Below are 17,524 nucleotides of genomic sequence, written 5' to 3'. Positions count from 1 at the left end.
ATGGAGTATCAGCATGGCTTGGAATGAGCCGGGTGGCAATAATAACGACCCGTGGAAGAATCGCGGTGGGAAAGAGCAAGGTCCCCCAGATTTGGACGATGTGTTTAAAAACTTATTTGGTAAGTTTGGAAAGTCAGGTGGCAACGGTGGCGGCTCAGGCAAAAGCCTAGGCGGTATTGGTGCTGGTATTCTTGTAGGTTTACTTGTCGTAATTTGGTTCATTAGTGGCTTTTACACCATTCGTGAAGCAGAGCGCGGCGTAGTCCTTCGTTTTGGTGAGTATCACGAGCAGGTTGAACCAGGTCTTCGTTGGGCACCAACGTTCATTGACTCAGTAATCCCAGTTGATGTTCAGTCAATTCGCGACCAGTCATCTTCAGGCTCTATGCTTACAGAAGACGAAAACGTGGTAAGCGTTCAAATGGAAATGCAGTTTCGCGTTGTAGACCCATATCGTTGGACGTTTGCCGTTGAAAGCCCTGAGCAGAGTTTAAGTCAGTCTCTTGATAGCGCTATTCGCTACGTAGTTGGCCACTCTAAAATGGACGACGTACTTACCGACGGCCGTGAAGTAACGCGTCAGCGTGTATGGGAAGAGCTTCAAGCGATCATTGAACCCTACAACATGGGTGTTTCCATTATCGATATGAACTTCCGTGATGCCCGCCCACCAGAGCAAGTTAAAGATGCATTTGATGATGCGATTGCTGCACAGGAAGATCAACAACGTTTTATTCGTGAAGCTGAAGCTTATGCGAGAGAGATTGAGCCACGTGCACGTGGTCAAGTAAATCGTATGAATGAAGAAGCGCAAGCCTATAAAGAGCGTGTAACGTTGGAAGCGCAGGGTGAAGTGGCACGTTTTGAAGAGCTGCTTCCACAATATGAGCGCGCACCTCAGGTTACTCGCGAACGTATCTATCTTGAAACCATGGAAGAAGTGTTGGGTAACACCAGCAAAATTATGGTTGATAGCAAAGGCGGAAACAACATGATGTATCTGCCTCTTGATAAAATTATGGAGCGTCAGCAGTCGTCGTCTAACGATCGCTCACGCAACACGCTAGAAAGCTTACAAGCACCTGTAACTGATACCTCAGGCAGAAGCCGTAATTCGTCGCCAACCTCTGGTTTGCGCGGTGACAGCTACAGAGAAGGGAGATAAGCATAATGAAGAATTTATTAATAGCAGCATTCGTTCTTCTTGTTTTGCTTGCATCAGGTTCTCTGTTTGCAGTTAAAGAGGGTGAGCGTGCCATTGTTATTCAATTTGGTAAGGTTCAGCGCGATGACGCGACCGGTGAAACTCGGGTTTTTGAGCCAGGTTTACACTTTAAACTTCCGTTTATTGATTCAGTACGCCATTTAGATGCGCGTATTCAAACGTTGGATGGAACGCCTGATCGCTTTGTAACAAGCGAGAAGAAAGACCTGATTGTTGACTCTTATGTTAAGTGGCGCATAGAAGACTTTGCACGTTACTATCTATCAACGGGGGGCAACAAGCTGCAAGCAGAAGCGCTACTGAAGCAAAAAGTAAACAACGGCCTACGTTCTGAGTTTGGTACTCGTACTATTGCACAAATCGTTTCTGGTGAGCGTTCAGCGCTTATGAACCAGGCAATGGAACAAGCTTCTACATCGTCTGACGAGCTTGGTATTGAAATTGTAGACGTACGCGTTAAGCAGATTAACTTACCTACTGAGGTGAGCAACTCGATCTTCCAGCGTATGCGCGCAGAGCGTGCCGCCGTAGCTCGTGAGCATCGTTCAGAAGGTCAAGAGCAAGCCGAAGTCATTAAGGCAAACATTGATGCGAAGGTAACGGTAATGCTTGCTGATGCTGAGCGTAATGCACGTCAACTTCGCGGTGAAGGTGATGCGATTGCGGCACAAATTTACGCTGACGCTTACTCAAAGAACGCTGATTTTTACAGCTTCCTGCGCAGTATGGACGCGTATAAGCAAAGCTTTAACAGCAAACAAGATGTCATGGTTATTGCACCAGACAGCGACTTTTTCAAGTATATGAACAAGTCAAACGGTAACTAAATAGCCGTAATTTGAAGCTTTAAAAACCAGTCTTTTTAGACTGGTTTTTTTACGCCTTTTGAAAGGCTAACGGTATGATATAGCGAGTTATATTTAATCTGTGTAGCCGGGCCATTTAGGAAAATGTACACTGACTTAACCCTTCATTTACCTTATCTACTGCCAAAATTTTACTAAATCGGGTAAAATACCGTCTGAATACTATTAAAACACGTCACTATTTATGTACAAGGTTGATGCCTTCCCAGCATTAACCTTGGTGTGGTAGACGTCAATAAACGACAGAGGGAAGATTTTGACAACGGAAAATACAAATACAGTGTCTGCCGATGATAGGGGCGGACAAGGTGGGTTATTCTCGCGATTTCTCACCACGGTGGAATGGTTAGGAAACCTGCTCCCACATCCAGTAACGCTGTTCGCTCTGCTTTCACTTTTCATTGTGGTACTTAGTGGGATACTTGGTTACTTTGACATTGCTGTAGCTGACCCTCGCCCAATAGGTGCAAAGGGGCGTGAAGAAGACGGTATGATTGAAGTCATATCGCTGATGAGCGCAGAAGGTTTGCAGCGAATAGTGACAGGCTTGGTTACCAATTTCACAGGCTTTGCGCCACTGGGTACCGTACTTGTTGCGCTTCTTGGTGTATCGGTAGCAGAACATTCTGGCCTGTTATCAGCAGCAATGCGCGCGTTGGTAATGAATGCCTCTAAACGTGCCGTGACCTTTGCTATCGTCTTTGCAGGTATTATTTCAAACACAGCATCAGAGCTTGGCTACGTGGTACTTATTCCACTGGCAGCGATGATTTTCCACTCGTTAGGTCGTCACCCGTTAGCGGGTCTGGCCGCCGCGTTTGCAGGTGTATCGGCTGGCTATAGCGCCAACCTACTGCTTGGAACTGTTGACCCACTGTTGTCGGGTATCACGGAAGCCGCTGCTCACATGATTGACCCCGACTATATGGTAGGTCCAGAAGTAAACTGGTACTTCATGTTCATCAGTACCTTCGTTGTAGCCACAATGGGCGCGTTGGTCACCGAAAAGGTTGTTGAGCCGAGACTCGGTAAATTTGATCCTGCTGATGCTTCCATAGATTTAGGCAAGCAATCAATGGACGCGCCTACAGATTTAGAAAAGAAAGGCCTGCGTTGGGCAGGTATATCGTTTGTTATTGTTTGCGCGATACTAGCGCTAACGGTGGTGCCAGAAAACGGTATATTGCGTCATCCAGAAACAGGTGAAGTAGCGGGCTCTCCGTTCCTTAAAGGCATTGTTGCATTCATCTTTATCACCTTTGCTATTCCTGGTTTTGTTTACGGTAAAGTCACCAAGTCGATGAAAAATGATAAAGACGTCATTGACGCTATGTCTAAAAGCATGGGCGCAATGGGCCTTTACATTACGCTAGTATTCTTTGCTGCGCAGTTTGTTGCGTTTTTCAAATGGACAAACTTAGGCACAGTATTAGCCGTTAAAGGTGCTGCGGCGTTACAAGCGGCAGGGTTAGATGGCCCAGCGGTGTTTATTCTGTTCATTTTGATGTGTGGTGTAGTGAACCTGTCGCTAGGAAGTGCATCAGCACAATGGGCAGTAACAGCACCTATTTTTGTGCCAATGCTCATGCTCATAGGCTACGCGCCTGAAGTGATTCAAGCTGCATACCGTATTGGTGATTCAGTGACAAACGTTATCGCACCTATGATGAGCTATTTCGGACTCATCTTGGCCATGGCTGCAAGGTACAAGAAAGACTTGGGAATGGGCACGCTCATTGCCATGATGCTGCCTTACTCAATGGTGTTTATCGTAGGTTGGACAATTTTGTTCTACATTTGGGTGTTCTTACTCGGTATGCCGGTAGGCCCGGGCGCAGCGACTTACTATCAGCCTTAAATAGGTAGCTTTACGTGCTGCCATACGCTTAATGTGGCAGCAAACTAAAAAAGCGGCATGTGTTTTTGAAAAGTATTTTCGAACACCTGTCGCTTTTTTAATGTCCAAAATCTATTAACGCAATCGCACTTTTTTGGCGTTATAGCAGATCATAATCTAAGGTAATTCAGTATAATACGGATATAGCGCAGTACTTCTCGGACTATGAATACATGAAATACAAATCGAACAAAGGTTTTACTCACGGGCAACCAGATAAAATTGGCGTACTGGTAACGAATTTGGGGACACCGGAAGCGCCAACTAAGCAGGCGTTACGCCCTTATTTGAAAGAGTTTCTTTCTGACCCGCGGGTTGTGGAAGTGCCTAAAGCGATTTGGTGGTTTGTATTAAATGGTATCATTTTAAACTTTCGCCCTAAGCGTTCTGCTGAGGCTTATTCCACCGTATGGACGGAAGAAGGCTCTCCACTTATGGCTATTACTAAAGCGCAAGCATCAGCTATTGCTGAACGCTGTAAAGCCCAATATAGCGATGACGTAATTGTTGATTTTGCCATGCGCTACGGCAAGCCCGCCATTGGTGATACCATCGAGTCCATGTTGGAAAAAGGCGTACGCAAACTCGTCGTTTTACCGCTTTACCCTCAATACAGCGCGTCGACAACTGGCTCCACATTTGATGCTATCGCTAAGGATTTCACCTCTCGCCGTTGGCTCCCAGAACTTCGCTTCGTTAATCACTATCACGACCGCGATAATTTCATCACCGCGCTGGCGAACAAAGTAAAAGCGCATTGGGAAACCCATGGAAGAGCGGACAAGCTTATTTTGTCTTACCACGGTATTCCTAAGCGCTATTTAATGAATGGTGACCCCTATCACTGCGAGTGCCACAAAACGTCGCGCTTGCTTGCCGAGAAACTTGGCCTTTCACATGACGAATATATGACAACCTTCCAATCTCGTTTTGGTCGAGAAGAGTGGTTGAAACCGTATACAGATGAAACGTTAAAGTCTTTACCTGAAAAAGGGGTGAAATCTATTCAGGTTATGTGCCCTGGCTTCTCAGCCGATTGCTTGGAAACTATTGAAGAAATTGGTGAAGAGAATCGCGAGTACTTTATGGAAGCTGGTGGTGAGCGCTATGAATACATCGCGGCACTTAACAGTGACAAAGAACATATAGACGTGCTTTTTGACATAGTGCAAGAAAACCTGCATGGGTGGACAGTACAGTCGGACAACGGTTTGCGCGCAGGCTTAGCAAGAGCGTTAGGCGCTGAAAAGTAGCGTTTGAAAAGCTGACAGTAAACGTTTCGAGGAAAACCAATAGGGAAATCACCCTTGGTGGCGCATTTATTATATTGAAAGGGAGATAAGGTCGTGGAAGGCAAAGCACCAAAGGCACTACTTAAAGCGCAAAAACTGGCGAACTTGCTGGATACTGCTGTAAAGCTCCCTTTTATCCCAATAAGAATAGGCTTGGATTCAATCGTGGGCCTTATCCCAGGAGCCGGTGACGCGCTGATGCTCTTCGTTTCACTTCGAATAGTTTGGCTGGGAAAATCATTGGGTATGCCCAAAGCGCTAATAGCTCAAATGGTAAAAAACTCAGCAATCGACTTTGGCTTAGGTTTTATTCCATTTGTTGGCGACATTGTGGATATATTCTATAAAGCCAATCAGAAAAATGTCCGTATTATGGAGCGCTGGTGGATAAGCGAAAATAAACATGAGGTAGATAAAGTAACACAGAAGGCACTATCCGAATGGAGTGCTGAATAACCTAGGTTTAGTTACCCAAATACCTGCGCTTTTTTCACTTTGCTTATTTACTGTGTAAAGCTACGTAAAGCTTGAGTAAATAAGAGAACCTTGTCCTTTAGCTAAATGTCTTTTTTGCAAAGACAACCAAGGGCAACGCACGATGATATCAAAAAAATTAACGGAAAAGCCGCTCAAGCGACGCCGCTTTATGAAAACAGCGGTGGGGCTTACATTGGCTCCTATTGCTATCGGGTTGTGGGGTTGTGGAGGTTCTAATTCCACCTCTACAAGTTCCACAGCATCTAACTCCTCATCTTCCAATAACGACACCGATTCAAATGCCGAACCTGAAGAAGATTTTGACGGTTGGGCAAGCGGTGGCACGTCAGCTATGACGTCAGACTTTCCAGACGATAGTTTATTTGACACTGCTTCTGTATGCAGTGTGGCTCTCACAGGTTCTCAAACGGAAGGCCCGTGCTATTTTCAAAGTGACTATCTTGACGACATCTCATATGAGCAAACAGGTTTGCCGATGATGTTGTGTCTTCAGTTAATTAATGAAGCGTGTAATCCCCTATCGGGTTATGAAATTGAAGTATGGCATTGCGATGTAGATGGCGTTTATTCAGGAGATACCAGTGATAGTGCCGATGCCAGCGGATTTAACTCGGCATTTTGCACGGGAAATGAAGTGGATGCATTAAGTGCGAAGTGGTTCAGAGGTATTGCGGTGACAGATGCTAGCGGAAGAATAAACCTAAAAAGCTGTTTTCCCGGCTGGTACAGCAGCCGAGCTATCCACATCCATTTTCGTATACGTCGCAACAATACTGATCAATTGGTTTCTCAATTTGGCTTTTCCGATAGCTTTTGCCAGGACATTTGTACCAATCATCCCGACTACAGTCACCGGGGTGAGCCAGACACGTTGCTGGGGCAAGATACAGTGTTTGGCAGTGACTACAAAGAATATACATTTAGTGTGTCACAAAACGAAGATGGTTCTTTGCTCGCATACAAGCGCATAATAATCAGTGATTAGACTTCCTTTTTCTCTCCTATACACTATTTTTTAACATGCCCGTTAGCAACGGGCATTTTATTACGCACAGTAAACCCATTCGCAGCATTGTTTCGTAGCACAACTAATAAGAACTTTATTTTCTGCTCAAATTACAAGGAGCGTGCAGCACATGAAAGCGTCCGATTTATTTGTTAAAGCGTTAGAAGCAGAAGGCGTGGAATACGTCTTTGGTATCCCAGGTGAAGAAAACCTCGACTTACTTGAGTCGTTGCGCGAGTCCTCTATTAAACTGGTGCTGACGCGTCACGAGCAAGGTGCTGGTTTTATGGCTGCTACTTACGGCAGGCTTACCGGAAAAGTGGGAGTGTGCCTTTCGACCTTAGGACCTGGGGCCACTAATCTAGTTACTCCCGCGGCTTATGCTCAACTCGGCGCTATGCCAATGTTGATGATTACCGGGCAAAAGCCGATCAAAACCAGCAAACAAGGTCGCTTTCAAGTTATCGACATCGTTGACATGATGCGGCCGATCACTAAATTCACCAACCAGATTGTGAGTGGCGATAGAATTCCTTCTACTGTGCGAGAGGCATTTCGTCTAGCCCATGAAGAGCGCCCGGGCGCTGTACACATTGAACTGCCAGAAGACATTGCCGCAGAACAAACCAGTGCCCAAATACTAACACCTAGCATGGCCCGTCGACCTATCGCCGAATACAAAGCAATTGCTGCTGCGATTACCATGATTGAAGAAGCCCAGTCACCTTTGTTATTGATTGGCGCCGGAGCAAACAGAAAGCTAACAGCGAAAATGCTCAGGGAGTTTGTTGATAAAACCTGCATTCCATTTGTTACCACCCAAATGGGCAAAGGGGTACTAAACGAAAGCGACCCGCGCTTTGCAGGGAACACTGCTCTGTCTGACGGTGACTTTGTACACAGGGCAATAGAGCGTGCCGATCTTATTATCAACGTAGGCCACGATGTGGTAGAAAAGCCACCGTTCTTCATGCATCACAACGATAAAAAAGTGATTCATGTCAACTTTGATTCGGCTGCCGTAGACCCTGTTTACTTCCCGCAACTCGAAGTCGTTGGAGATATTGCTAACAGCATCTGGCAAATAAAAGAAGGCATCACTCCCCAAGACAGTTGGAAACTCGACTTCTACAAAGATGTGCATCAAGCCTATGTAGATCACCGTGCTGAAGCAGAAGACGATAATCGATTCCCTATCTTACCAGAACGTCTTGTACGCGATATTCGTAAAGTTATGCCTGATAACGGCATTGTTACGTTAGACAACGGCGTATATAAAATATGGTTTGCCCGAAATTACCCCGCATATCATCCGAATACCCTGCTTTTAGACAACGCACTGGCTTCAATGGGAGCCGGTTTGCCATCAGCTATAGCAGCCAAACTAGTGAAGCCTGATGTCCCTGTGGTAAGCGTATGCGGCGATGGCGGCTTTATGATGAATAGCCAAGAAATTGAGACTGCCGTTAGGCTTAAGCTTGACCTTGTGGTGATCATCTTGCGCGACGATGCGTACGGAATGATCAAGTGGAAACAAGCAAACATGCAGTTCGATGAGTTTGGTTTAGATTATGGCAACCCCAACTTTGTTAAATACGCACAAAGTTACGGCGCACAGGGCTGGAGAGTTGACGACGTGGATGTACTTATTCACTTAGTTGATAAGTGTTTGAACACAAAAGGCGTACATATTATCGATTGTCCAGTTGATTACAGTATGAATGACAAAACACTAAATCATACGATTAAAGAGCTTAGCGCCAAGCTTTAAGCCAAACGTAACAGAAAGGTAAGGAGTAAAAAATGTTGAAGGAAAGCTATCCCTATTATTTAGCGAGTGAGCCGCATTATGCCAATACCGACTTGGACGTGACTAATAAATACACCGGAGAGGTAGCAACCAAGGTGGCGATGGCCGATGCGGATACCATCGATAAGGCCATTGCTGCAGCAGAAGAAGCGCAGCCTGCGATGGCCGCCATGGCTCCTTTCGAAAGACAAGCGGTGCTAGAGCACTGTGTGAAGCGCTTTACCGAAAGAGCCGATGAGTTGGCACAAGCGCTTTGTATAGAGGCTGGTAAGCCAATTAAAGACGCTAAGGGCGAAGTCAGCCGCCTTATCGATACCTTCAAAATAGCGGCAGAAGAATCAGTGCGTATTAACGGCGAGGTGGTGAATTTAGAAATCTCGGCGCGTGCCAAAGGTTATCAGGGCATGACCAAGAAGGTCCCTATAGGTCCATGTTCATTTATATCGCCGTTTAATTTTCCTCTAAATTTGGCTGCGCACAAGGTGGCTCCTGCAATCGCAGCAGGCTGTACCTTTGTACTTAAGCCTGCCTCGCGAACCCCTATTGGTGCGCTCATTATCGGCGAGGTATTAGCTGAAACTGACTTACCCAAAGGCGCGTTTTCTATTCTACCTTGTAGCCGCGACGGCGCTGACTTATTCACTACTGATGAAAGACTAAAACTGCTTAGCTTCACAGGTTCACCTGATGTGGGCTGGGCGCTTAAAGCAAAAGCAGGAAAGAAGCCGGTGGTATTGGAGCTTGGCGGTAACGCCGCATGCGTAGTTGATGAAGATGCCGATATTGAAGACGCCATCGACCGGGTAATTGTCGGAGCTTATTATCAATCAGGGCAAAGTTGTATAAGTGTTCAGCGCCTTTTAGTGCATAGCAAAATATACGATGAGTTTAAGTCGCGCTATGTGGAAAAAGTGAAAGCGTTAGTGTCTGGCGACCCGTCTAATGAAGACACCTTTATTGGCCCTATGATCTCAGAAGGCGAAGCAGAGCGCCTTCACGGCTGGGTTGAAGAAGCAAAAGAGAAAGGTGCCACCATTCTATGCGGCGGAACGCGAGACGGCGCCATGCTTGAGGCTACGGTAATGGAAAATGTACCAAAGGATTGTGATGCCAGTGCCGAAGAAGCGTTTGGCCCTCTATCTATTCTGGTGCCATTCGATGACTATGACGAAGCGCTTGAAGAAGTAAACAACAGCCGCTACGGACTTCAAGCAGGTGTGTTTACCCGCGATATATACAAAGCGCACAAAGCATGGGACGTGCTTGACGTTGGTGGTGTGGTCATTGGAGATGTACCTAGCTGGCGGATGGACAACATGCCCTATGGTGGCGTGAAGGACTCAGGCTTAGGTCGCGAAGGTATTCGCTATGCGATTGAAGATATGTCTGAGACTCGCCTTATGGTAATTCGTACTCCTCAGTAGTAGATTGAGTTTCACTGCTCAATCAAGCAATGTTCGCGCAATAGTGCGAATATAAGCATTCGAGGGCGAGGCGGCAGGTTTAGATTAATCTGCCGCGTACTCTTCTAGCAGTGAAAGTGGAATAATGTCTAACGCTTTTTCATGTGTGGCTTCCAAGCGTACTTTCGGCGCTACACCTGCCTCATAGGCTTGTAGCCAGCGAGCGGCACACAAACACCATCTGTCGCCTGCTAACAGGCCAGGAAATGTCATACTAGGCCACGGCGTGATGAGGTCGTTGCCTTGTCGTAGCGAAAACTGAAGAAATTCGTCAGTGACAACCGCGCATACGCTGTGATTACCCACATCAGCGTCTGGTACATAGCAAAACCCTTCTCGCGTAAATCCAGTATTTCCACAGCATAGCTGGAGTGGGCGTCCATAAACATTTTTTGCGTTCGCCAAAATCAGAACCCTCTTTTACAACGTATGGTTTAATAGGTATGTCTTATTCAAATCGCCAAGTAGCGAATTTAGGATGAATAGAACCTTATCTATCCACCTTATGACCCTGCTCGACAAGGGTCAACAATAAGCACTACGGTAACTACGTTTTAAGGTAAAAAATCGTGCTCGATAAAAGCAAAAAAACAGGCGACAGTAACTTTTCTGAACAAGAGATTGCGCGCTTCGATGCGCTGGCTGACTCTTGGTGGGACCCAGAAGGCAAATACAAAACCGCGCTGGATTTTAATCGGGCAAGACTAAACGTTATAAAAGCACAAATAGAAAATCATTTCGGTCAGGGCAACTTGCCTCCCGATTATTCCGCCTTATCAGTGATAGATATTGGCAGTGGCGGTGGGCTAATAAGCGAACCGCTAGCAAAATTAGGCGCTCAAGTTACGGGAATAGATGCCAGTGCGGTGAGCGTAGAAGTGGCAAAGCGCCATGCTCAAAATACAGGAGTAAAGGTAGACTATCAGCATAAACTCTCAAGCGAGGTAGTAGAAGAAGGTCGGCAATATGATGTGGTAATTAACGCCGAAGTTGTTGAGCACGTGCCTGACCAGCAGCAGCTTATGCGCGAGTGCGCAAGTTTGGTTAAGCCGGGTGGCCTGCTGATTTTGGCGACGCTGAACCGCACGCTGAAAAGTTATGTTGTTGCCATCGTGGGAGCGGAATACGTAATGCGCTACTTACCAATAGGAACCCATGACTGGAAGAAATTTGTTAAGCCCAGCGAATTAAAATGCTGGATTGGAAATGAGTTTACCCTTAAGTATCAGGTCGGTATGAGGCTAAACCCACTTAACGGAGAGTGGCTAACCACTTCGAGCCTGGCCGTAAACTACGTTCAAGCATATTCCAAACATAAATAAGCAACTATAAGTATTATTTATTCCCTGTATGTTTAGTGCAAATGGTATGAGTTAACATACTTCATGCCTGACGCTATCTTTATGAATTAACTGACTAATAGTAACTAACTCCGTCGAGAATTTACCTATACACAGTAAAAGCCTTTGTTAAAGATTTCATACAAAGGTTGATCTTTACATCTTGTTTACATAATTATAACAAAGGTCTGACCACAGGCCACATATAACCATAATTATGGGAAAAACTCGATGACATTACATAACCACTTACGCTCTACAAGAATACGCTCTACAAATCCATGGTTCGGTAAATTCGCCGTGATATTAGCTTTGTTCAGTATGACATTAGGCTTGTCTGGCCAAGCCAACGCTGGCACCTACGCAAAAACAAAACACCCTATTGTATTAGTTCACGGTCTGTTTGGTTTCGAAGATATCTTATTTGTTGATTATTTCTATAAGGTACCGCACAAACTTAGCCGAAACGGCGCTGTTGTCTATATCGCAGAGGTCTCACCAGCAAACTCGACCGAAGTCCGCGGTGAACAGTTACTCGATTACATTGATGAAGTTCTGGCGCTATCAGGAGCTGACAAAGTGAATTTAATTGGACACAGTCACGGTGGTCCAACGGCACGTTACGCCGCAAGCGTTGCCCCAGATAAGGTTGCTTCGGTAAGTTCAGTTGCCGGCGTAAACTGGGGAAGCAAAGTGGCAGATGAACTACGAGACGCTTTTTCTGAAGGTTCAGTGGGCGAGGGTGCTGCGGGCGTTGTAGTTAATGCGTTCGCCAATATCATCGAGATTGCCTCTGGGTCAGATCCGCGAGACAAACCTACAGATTCAATCGCTGCGCTTAATTCATTGTCTACGTCTGGCTCTGTTGCTTTCAATCAAAAATATCCAGAAGGGATGCCTACTGCCTACTGCCGCAACGATGGAAAAATGTTGGCTGAAAATGGCGTGTACTATTTCTCGTGGAGCGGAGGCAGAACTTACACCAATGCACTTGATGTAGTTGACCCATTCTTAGCTATTACTGGCACCGCATTCAAAGAGCCAAACGATGGGCTAGTATCGACCTGTAGTTCTCATTTAGGCAAAGTACTTAAAGACAACTATAAAATGAACCATCTTGATGAAGTCAACCAGAGCTTTGGCATAACGCACTGGTTTGAAACCGACCCAGTTGACGTGTTTGTTCGTCAGGCTAACCGACTGAAAGGCTTAGGACTGTAGTGGAGAAGCGTCAATTACGCCGTATTTTTCCAATACTAGGAGGGCTGCTCGCCCTCTTAGTATTCGGTGCTATTCTTTACAACCAGTTAGCGTCTGAATCCCAAACCTCTAGTTCAGAGGTTTTCAGTCAACGCTCATCCTCAGGTGCACAAGCGAAAGCCGGAGAATATGAGTTAGAAGGAGGCGGTGCAGTACATCAAGTAACTGATGTAGGTAGTCATCGGGATAGTGACACTGATATTGCAGCTGATCGTACAAAAGCTGATCTCATTCCCTTTGAACTCAATTACTCAACCAAAGACGCTTTCGATCGCTTCGTATTTACACGCTCCTCAGAAGTGCCGCAAGCAGTGAAACTTGCCTACACAACCCATGCTCACGGAGTATTCACACTCATCACGCAAGGTGACGCAATCGACTTATTTGCCCGGTATGTCGATTACAAAGTGGCGCTGTCTTTGGTTGAATTGGACGTCGACCTTGCCAGTCACAGCTTGCAGGATGTGTCGTTTAAGCTAGATGAGCGAGAGGAAATTAGGCGAACTTACTTTAATAATACTGAATACCACTATCTGTTTAGTCAAGAAGCGCAGGTAGATGAGGCGGCGCTAGCACGTTTAAGTGTTGCCCAAGAAAACACCTTATCCAGAGACGAGAGAAAGGCCCTTATCGTCGAGTCAATTAAAGCGGGAAACTCTGCCGAACGTGAAGCCTTCCAGCCCACGCTTAATATGCATCGAATAAACGAAATAAAAAACAACCACAGCACTATTAACGATCGCTATAACGCAGTGGCGGCTGAATTTGGTAGCGAAGTTGCAGAACGCTTTTCCAAAACATGGGCACAACAAGCTCAGTGGCAAAACAGAATTGCCGAATACAAAACATTCCGCGATAACTTGGTTCAGCAATCTCTTGATTCAAACGCAATAGAAAAAGCACTGCAAGAGTATCAATCTGCCCATTTTACTGACAATGAAATAAAGCGTCTTAAAGTACTCACAGCGCTGTAGCAGCATTTAGATAGAGCTGGTTCAAGACCTGCAACTGGTTAATTATTTGCGAAAAATACAGAGGTATAACCATAAAGGCGCTGAATAGTATGAGTCATATACAGAGTGATTTGAAAGCGTACTGCACAGTTACTAATCTTGGGTTATTACAATTCCTGACTAATCACCATAAGGCCCGTAATCATCATTATGAAAATCTACGAAACGAAGACTGCGCCCAACCCACGTCGAGTACGAATGTTTTTGGCTGAGAAGGGCATTGACGTTGACTACGTTCAGGTCGACATTCAAAAGGGGGAAAATCTAACTGCGGAAATGCGCGCGAAGAACCCGCTGGGAAAGATACCTATTTTAGAGCTTGATGACGGCACCTGTATTGCCGAAACCGATGCCATTTGTACGTATTTTGAAGCACTGCAGCCAGAGCCACCGCTAATGGGAACAACGCCCGTTGAAAAAGCGACTATTTCTATGTGGCAACGACAAGTAGAGTTCGCGTTTATGATGCAAATTGGTATGTGTTTTCAACATACTACAGGCTACTTTAAGGATCGTATGACGCCGGTTCCTGAATTCGGTAAGGAAGCGGGTATTAATGCGTCGAAATATTTGAACATTTTAGAGCGTCGACTTGGTGTTAAAGAGTTTATTGCTGGGGATACCTTTTCTATTGCCGATATAACTGCGTTATGCGCTATGGATTTCGCCCGTGTGGTAAAAATTCGTATGACTGACGAGCATGTCAATCTGGCGCGCTGGTATGAGGCGGTAAGTAACAGAGAGAGTGCAAAAGCCTAATGATCGATTTATACACCGCAGCCACACCGAACGGTTGGAAAGCGTCGGTAGCGCTTGAAGAAATGGGGCTTGAATACACCGCCCATGCCGTAAACCTGATGAAGGGAGAGCAGAAAACTCCTGAATTTTTGGCAATGAACCCCAATGGCCGTATTCCGGTAATTGTGGATAGAGAAGCCGACGGTCACATCGTGTTTGAGTCTGGCGCTATCATGATTTATCTCGCAGAAAAAAGCGGTATGTTTTTACCCTCCGACGCAAAGCGCAAAAGCCAGGTTTTACAGTGGGTCATGTTTCAGATGGGAGGCATAGGCCCAATGATGGGCCAAGCTAATGTGTTCCACCGTTACTTAGAAGAAAAAATTCCGGTGGCGATAGCACGTTATCAAAACGAAGTACGTCGCCTATTCACCGTGCTAGATGGGAGGCTAGAAAATCGAGAGTATTTGGTCGACGACTACAGTATTGCTGACATGGCGAACTGGTGTTGGGTGCGTACCTATGAATGGTCTGGTGTAAGCATAGAAGGGTTAGACAACTTAACCCGTTGGAAAAACAGTATTGAAGCGAGGCCAGCCGCACGGCGTGGAGTGGAAGTCCCGAATAAAATTGACAGAGAAGCACTGATCAAAGGGGCTAAAAATGTTGTTACGAAATAGCGCTTTTAACTGAGTCGACAAACCGGTTGAGCCATCCCGATGCCATGCTAGGTTTGTAAACAAGTTCGAAGTGCTCCGTATGATAAAAGTCATAACCTAATACATCGACGCTAGTAAGGTTATGGCTTTTTGCTATGAAGTCAGGCACGTAGGCCAAGGCCAGTCCTTGTCGAACAATGGATATCAGCGTGCCAAAATCATTACATCGATAGCGAATTGAGCGGGGCACTTTGAACGAGGCGGTAGTCAGTGGCTAAGTGAATCGAAACTGACATTCGTTGAATTGCTGTTTAAACGTCGCTGATGGCTTTAATATGTTCAGGGCCGATACCACAGCAGCCCCCGATGATAGTTGCGCCAGCAGCTACCCAAGTCTTAACGTATTCAACATAGCGGGCGGGGGTTATATCGTCACGTATTTCGGAAAGTAGCGCGTTGGCCGCGTGTGTACGTTTTCTCTCAGAAAAGCTATTTGCATAAGCGCCAATATTAATCGAAGTATTTAAACTTCGCGTTATTGAAATAGCGTCTTCCATCTCTTCCGGCTGCGAGCAATTGAAAAGTACGCTTTGTACTTCGCTCAATATTGACGCTATCTCACTTAGCGGCTCACCAGAGCGCAATGTCACAGGCTCGTTAGATGTTTCTCGATTACTAACGGAGAATGACAGCCATAAAGGCAGTGAAGAGTGCTGTTTTATAAGTGATACCACGGCTTCAGCTTCTTCTACCGAACTTGCAGTTTCAATCAACCAAACATCAACATAGGGCTCCTGGGCTTTAATAAGCGGGGTGAGAATGTCGGCTACACGGGTTGCATCAAATAAATCTGGGCGGTAAGAACCAAAAGCCGGAGGAACGCTACCCGCGACAAATCGCTTATTGCCACCATCGCTCTTTAGTGCGTTTACTGCGCCTCGAGCGAGTTCGGCCGCACTCTGCGCCAGAGTAAAAGCCTGCTCCCTAAATGTATTTTCCCCAATATGAAAAGGTACAAGCGCATAGGCGTTAGTGGTAATAACGCAGGCACCGGCTTCAAGAAAACGTTTGTGCACATCACCTACTAATTCAGGTGTTTGCATTAGTGCCAGTGCTGACCACTCTGGCTGCTTAAAGGGTGCACCTGTCTTTTTCAGCTCTCGCCCCATGCCGCCATCTAAAATTAAAATGTCATGCATTCCTTCTTTCATGCTGCCCAAAGCCAAACCTTTTGAGATGTTAGATGATTAGTAATAATTTGCCTGAAGGGCTAGGTTTGCACTTCCAATGGATTGCGCTTTTCTGCCTACAAGACCTTCGCTTATGTGTACCTGAGCAAGGCCACGCATATCAAGCGTCTCCATCGCGCTTTGCGTATGCGCGACCAATGCGTTTTTGACATCATCAGGAATTGCGCCATCTATGATTACGCCGTCTAGGTCTAACAAGCTCATTGCACATTGAGTCGCAAAGGCCAATCCTCTGGCAGTTTCGCTCAACCAGTCTTCTATTGAGCGCGTGTCACAAGACCAGTGGGATGGCGATTCATAAATATGCTGACCGTTATGCCCAGCGTCGTTTAGCTTTCTTTCCAGCAAATAAAGTGAAGACTGGGTTATTAGCTGGCTTTGTGTACTGCCATTGTAAAAAGGTAAAGAGCCAATGGCCCCAGCGTTGCCTGTTTTTCCATTAACTAACTGGTTATTGAGTACCAGGCCACCACCTAAGAATGTGCCAACAAAGATGTAAAGAAAACTATTGTAGTTTTGGGAATTACCGAAAGACATCTCTGCGCTGCACGCTGCTCCAGCATCATTTTTTATAAAAACAGGAAGTGATAATAAATCTTCCAACGCCGCCTGTGGATTAAACTCTCTCCACTCTTCCAATTCATTTTTTGGGGCTCCGGCTTCTTCTGCCCAACTCCAAATTTCGAAGGGCATAGCAACGCCTAAACCTCGGATTAGGCGCTGTTGGTCGGTATCCAAATTTTTAATGAGTACATTGAAAGCACGTTTTGCAAAGGTAAGCAGATTGCTTACGGTCGGGTAGGCAAATTTCTCGTGAAGTGTTGCTCTTACATTGCCTTTCAAGTCGAGTAACGTCATATCGAAACTTCGTCGACCTACTTTCAGCCCTATACCAAACGCGCCGTTTTCATTTAGACCAAACGGCACCTTGGGCTGGCCTACTCCGCCTTTGATTGGCTTTAGTCGCCTTACCAGGCCGTCAGCCTCTAGTTTTTTAATGATCACTGTCGCTGATTGTGCAGACAGCCCCGTTAACTGTGCTATTTCAGCTTTAGGCAATGAAGAACGTTGGCGAATTAGGGTAAGGATATCCCGTTCATTCGCTGAGCGGCTATCAAGCAATGTAGGTGCTTTTTGTGATGGCAGGTGAAAGGCCGATTCAGTATTCAATGTATTTACAATCTATCGTTTTAAGAAGCTAGAGTGT

Annotated in this window: 16 protein-coding genes; 13 read left to right on the top strand and 3 right to left on the bottom strand. The window is 45.9% G+C overall.

Translation table 11 applies throughout. The features are described 5' to 3' along the window. The first annotated feature begins 13 nt into the window (after positions 1 to 13). The 8 genes from hflK to MHM99_RS00250 all read left to right on the top strand — a co-directional run bounded on the left by hflK (position 14) and on the right by MHM99_RS00250 (position 10,018). On the top strand, positions 14 to 1,165 hold the full coding sequence (hflK, locus tag MHM99_RS00285; protein ID WP_049585711.1) for an FtsH protease activity modulator HflK: 1,152 nt from the start codon (positions 14 to 16) through the stop codon (positions 1,163 to 1,165). Positions 1,166 to 1,170: 5 nt separating this feature from the next. Continuing rightward, on the top strand, positions 1,171 to 2,052 hold the full coding sequence (gene hflC / locus MHM99_RS00280) for a protease modulator HflC (RefSeq protein ID WP_014951089.1): 882 nt from the start codon (positions 1,171 to 1,173) through the stop codon (positions 2,050 to 2,052). A gap of 319 nt (positions 2,053 to 2,371) precedes the next feature. Continuing rightward, entirely contained in the window at positions 2,372 to 3,949 is a 1,578-nt protein-coding gene (locus MHM99_RS00275; RefSeq protein WP_239217958.1) for an AbgT family transporter, read from the top strand. 212 nt (positions 3,950 to 4,161) lie between these two features. Next, entirely contained in the window at positions 4,162 to 5,241 is a 1,080-nt protein-coding gene (gene hemH / locus MHM99_RS00270; protein WP_239217682.1) for a ferrochelatase, read from the top strand. 93 nt (positions 5,242 to 5,334) lie between these two features. Further along, positions 5,335 to 5,736, top strand: coding sequence for a DUF4112 domain-containing protein (locus MHM99_RS00265; protein WP_014977648.1), 402 nt, complete (start codon positions 5,335 to 5,337; stop codon positions 5,734 to 5,736). A gap of 142 nt (positions 5,737 to 5,878) precedes the next feature. Further along, the gene (locus tag MHM99_RS00260; RefSeq protein WP_239217680.1) at positions 5,879 to 6,763 is read left to right on the top strand and encodes an intradiol ring-cleavage dioxygenase; all 885 of its coding nucleotides are present in this window, start codon (positions 5,879 to 5,881) and stop codon (positions 6,761 to 6,763) included. A gap of 151 nt (positions 6,764 to 6,914) precedes the next feature. Beyond that, positions 6,915 to 8,555, top strand: coding sequence for an acetolactate synthase large subunit (locus MHM99_RS00255; RefSeq protein WP_239217678.1), 1,641 nt, complete (start codon positions 6,915 to 6,917; stop codon positions 8,553 to 8,555). A gap of 32 nt (positions 8,556 to 8,587) precedes the next feature. Further along, entirely contained in the window at positions 8,588 to 10,018 is a 1,431-nt protein-coding gene (locus MHM99_RS00250) for an aldehyde dehydrogenase family protein (protein ID WP_239217676.1), read from the top strand. Positions 10,019 to 10,102: 84 nt separating this feature from the next. Here the strand turns inward: MHM99_RS00250 and MHM99_RS00245 are convergent, their stop codons facing one another. Next, positions 10,103 to 10,462: a DUF2237 domain-containing protein gene (locus MHM99_RS00245; protein WP_014951082.1), complete on the bottom strand. Its 360-nt coding sequence runs from the start codon at positions 10,460 to 10,462 to the stop codon at positions 10,103 to 10,105. Positions 10,463 to 10,626: 164 nt separating this feature from the next. Here MHM99_RS00245 and ubiG point away from each other — a divergent pair, with 164 nt between their 5' ends. The 5 genes from ubiG to MHM99_RS00220 all read left to right on the top strand — a co-directional run bounded on the left by ubiG (position 10,627) and on the right by MHM99_RS00220 (position 15,088). Then, positions 10,627 to 11,379: a bifunctional 2-polyprenyl-6-hydroxyphenol methylase/3-demethylubiquinol 3-O-methyltransferase UbiG gene (gene ubiG, locus MHM99_RS00240; protein ID WP_168532734.1), complete on the top strand. Its 753-nt coding sequence runs from the start codon at positions 10,627 to 10,629 to the stop codon at positions 11,377 to 11,379. Between the two features lie 249 nt (positions 11,380 to 11,628). Beyond that, complete coding sequence (locus MHM99_RS00235; RefSeq protein ID WP_222936448.1) at positions 11,629 to 12,618, top strand: triacylglycerol lipase; 990 nt, start codon at positions 11,629 to 11,631, stop codon at positions 12,616 to 12,618. Next, the gene (locus MHM99_RS00230; RefSeq protein ID WP_239217674.1) at positions 12,618 to 13,631 is read left to right on the top strand and encodes a lipase chaperone family protein; all 1,014 of its coding nucleotides are present in this window, start codon (positions 12,618 to 12,620) and stop codon (positions 13,629 to 13,631) included. Before MHM99_RS00235 ends, MHM99_RS00230 begins: the two co-directional genes overlap by 1 nt. Before the next feature lie 189 nt (positions 13,632 to 13,820). After that, positions 13,821 to 14,429, top strand: a complete 609-nt coding sequence (locus MHM99_RS00225; RefSeq protein ID WP_014951078.1) for a glutathione S-transferase family protein — start codon at positions 13,821 to 13,823, stop codon at positions 14,427 to 14,429. Then, the gene (locus tag MHM99_RS00220; RefSeq protein ID WP_014951077.1) at positions 14,429 to 15,088 is read left to right on the top strand and encodes a glutathione S-transferase N-terminal domain-containing protein; all 660 of its coding nucleotides are present in this window, start codon (positions 14,429 to 14,431) and stop codon (positions 15,086 to 15,088) included. Before MHM99_RS00225 ends, MHM99_RS00220 begins: the two co-directional genes overlap by 1 nt. A gap of 290 nt (positions 15,089 to 15,378) precedes the next feature. Here the strand turns inward: MHM99_RS00220 and MHM99_RS00215 are convergent, their stop codons facing one another. Both MHM99_RS00215 and MHM99_RS00210 read right to left on the bottom strand, forming a co-directional pair. Beyond that, positions 15,379 to 16,266: a homocysteine S-methyltransferase family protein gene (locus MHM99_RS00215; protein WP_239217672.1), complete on the bottom strand. Its 888-nt coding sequence runs from the start codon at positions 16,264 to 16,266 to the stop codon at positions 15,379 to 15,381. A 48-nt stretch (positions 16,267 to 16,314) separates the two neighbouring features. Continuing rightward, the gene (locus MHM99_RS00210) at positions 16,315 to 17,487 is read right to left on the bottom strand and encodes an ROK family transcriptional regulator (protein ID WP_014951073.1); all 1,173 of its coding nucleotides are present in this window, start codon (positions 17,485 to 17,487) and stop codon (positions 16,315 to 16,317) included. Positions 17,488 to 17,524 lie beyond the last annotated feature (37 nt).

Source organism: Alteromonas sp. MmMcT2-2, from assembly GCF_022348305.1.
GTDB lineage: Bacteria > Pseudomonadota > Gammaproteobacteria > Enterobacterales > Alteromonadaceae > Alteromonas > Alteromonas macleodii.
The sequence above is the reverse complement of the archived record's forward strand: the minus strand, read 5'-3'. Positions and strand labels throughout refer to the sequence as shown.

Excerpts from the sequence above, each read along its gene's own strand:
- hflK (WP_049585711.1), top strand. The coding sequence starts at position 14 with ATGGCTTGGAATGAGCCGGGTGGCAATAATAACGACCCGTGGAAGAAT.
- hflC (WP_014951089.1), top strand. The coding sequence starts at position 1,171 with ATGAAGAATTTATTAATAGCAGCATTCGTTCTTCTTGTTTTGCTTGCA.
- hemH (WP_239217682.1), top strand. The coding sequence starts at position 4,162 with ATGAAATACAAATCGAACAAAGGTTTTACTCACGGGCAACCAGATAAA.
- MHM99_RS00260 (WP_239217680.1), top strand. The coding sequence starts at position 5,879 with ATGATATCAAAAAAATTAACGGAAAAGCCGCTCAAGCGACGCCGCTTT.
- MHM99_RS00255 (WP_239217678.1), top strand. The coding sequence starts at position 6,915 with ATGAAAGCGTCCGATTTATTTGTTAAAGCGTTAGAAGCAGAAGGCGTG.
- MHM99_RS00250 (WP_239217676.1), top strand. The coding sequence starts at position 8,588 with ATGTTGAAGGAAAGCTATCCCTATTATTTAGCGAGTGAGCCGCATTAT.
- MHM99_RS00235 (WP_222936448.1), top strand. The coding sequence starts at position 11,629 with ATGACATTACATAACCACTTACGCTCTACAAGAATACGCTCTACAAAT.
- MHM99_RS00225 (WP_014951078.1), top strand. The coding sequence starts at position 13,821 with ATGAAAATCTACGAAACGAAGACTGCGCCCAACCCACGTCGAGTACGA.
- MHM99_RS00220 (WP_014951077.1), top strand. The coding sequence starts at position 14,429 with ATGATCGATTTATACACCGCAGCCACACCGAACGGTTGGAAAGCGTCG.
- MHM99_RS00215 (WP_239217672.1), bottom strand. The coding sequence starts at position 16,266 with ATGCATGACATTTTAATTTTAGATGGCGGCATGGGGCGAGAGCTGAAA.